Origin of the sequence: Flammeovirga sp. OC4 (genome assembly GCF_000812565.1) — a bacterium.
Classification (GTDB): Bacteria; Bacteroidota; Bacteroidia; order Cytophagales; family Flammeovirgaceae; genus Flammeovirga.
On record NZ_JTAM01000153.1, the window covers coordinates 1 to 1,863 of the forward strand.

Consider the following 1,863-nt stretch of genomic DNA (forward strand, 5'->3'; position numbering starts at 1 on the left):
TTTAAAATAAATGCCAATGGATTATTTGTGCCTGTTGTTGAAATCACTTGCCTTCCTGCAGCTCCTTCTCCATAAATATTAATAGTCCTTGTTGCTAAATCTTGAATAGACAACCCTGATGTACTTTTTTCAGATGACTGTTTAAGGAATAATCTTGAAGTCGGTGAAACAGTACCTATTCCAACATTCCCACCTCTAGCATTTAATGATATGTTTGAAGTTGTAGTACCATGATCAACAGATTGAAAGTAACTTACCCTATTTTCTGTATCCACACCAATTTGTAAATCTTGATCATCACCCCAGATTTGTATAGAGTGATTAGCACTCCATTCTGCGGCTAATGCATCTCCTTCTTTAAATACATGCAGTTTTGCTTTGGGCGTTGTAGAACCCAATGCAATATTGATATCATTATAGGTTGCTGAAATATTCATATATTCCCAATTTGATGACCATTTTAATTCATTTCTTAAACGTTGAATAGTTTGGCCACCTCTCCATTTTGGGAAATTAGGACCGAACTGATAAGTCACTCTTTGAATCATTCTTTTTTCATTTCCACCAATAAGTTCTACTATTACAACACTATGCGTACCTATTATTTCAGGACCTCCCAAAATACGTCCATTAGTACTCGTATCTATATATAAAGTTACGCGTCCTTGACCTTGCAAAATAACATCAGATAAATTTACATCACCAGTACAATAGAGTCTTGAAATAAATTCTGAACCGTCATCATAGGGTTGATAACTTAGATTTGTATTACTCACAAGGTAGTCTACAGTTGAATTTTGAGCATTTGAGTAAAAATGTAATAAGAATAGAATTAAACCAATGTAAAATTTTTGTATTGACATATTATTATTTTTCTAGTTTAGTTATTCTTTCTGTTAATTGTTGAATGGCTTTATTTTGTTGTTCAACAATATTTAATGTTTCTTTAATTTTATTTTCTTGATCAATCGTATACAAGGTCAACTCTTCGATTTTCTTCAATAAAATCAAATTCATTTCTGCCAAATGAAGTCCTTCTTCTTCAATCTGAGCAGCTGATTTCACTTCTGGTAAATGACTGTGTTTTTTGATATATTCTTCGACTTCTGACAAAGGCATCATTTTATAATCTTCCTTGAAAACATAGTCTGGAACTGTACCGGCTGAAGCTGTTACTTTTACTTCTTGGGTATGTAATTTCCCCGCAATAGTTAATTGTACATCAGGATCTGAGTGAGTTGTACCAATACATACTTGTCCATTGAAATGAAAATAATTTGGTTTAAAATGAAAAAGAGGCTTGAAATCTTTCATTTCTTTATGCTCATCTGAATTGTTCCAGTCGTGGGTATAGCCTTCCAAACCTCCTGTTGCAAAATTCATTTGCAATATCAAACCAACTCCTTTATTATAAACTGGTTTAAATAAGTTTGTATTACCTAAATCTCCACGATCCCCATAACTTGTATAATCCAATAATACATTACTACCAATCCAACTTTGGTTAGTAAACCCTAGATTACCTAAAGTTAAATATGAACCTATTCGAACTTGCGCAGTACTAAAAAAATTATCATTAGTATTTTGAGATGGAAAGTATATATATTTACTATTTTCTTCCATTGTAACCCTTGGTTCCTGTGCCATTGTATTACATATATGAAAGCATGGTAATAATATGAGTAAAAGTAATTTTTTCATCGATAAAAATTTTATTTAATTATTGATTTTCGATTCGATGAGTTTTAGACGTTCTTCCAATTCATCATTTTTTTTACCTTGCTCTATGATGTATAATGTCAATTCCTCAATCTTCCTCAATAACATTGCCTCCGTTTCCCCTACATTCACTCCATTTTCTTC

General features: G+C 32.0%; 2 protein-coding genes. Both read right to left on the bottom strand.

Annotation, left to right across the window (positions count from 1 at the left end):
- Positions 1-863 (bottom strand): hypothetical protein (locus PL77_RS29630; protein WP_044213612.1); only part of this gene is annotated, 863 nt, incomplete at its 3' end.
- 4 nt (positions 864-867) lie between these two features.
- Positions 868-1,701 carry a tail fiber protein gene (locus PL77_RS31270; RefSeq protein ID WP_156152613.1) on the bottom strand — a complete coding sequence of 278 codons (834 nt, stop codon included), beginning with the start codon at positions 1,699-1,701 and terminating at the stop codon, positions 868-870.
- Positions 1,702-1,863 lie beyond the last annotated feature (162 nt).

Excerpts from the sequence above, each read along its gene's own strand:
- PL77_RS31270 (WP_156152613.1), bottom strand. The coding sequence starts at position 1,701 with ATGAAAAAATTACTTTTACTCATATTATTACCATGCTTTCATATATGT.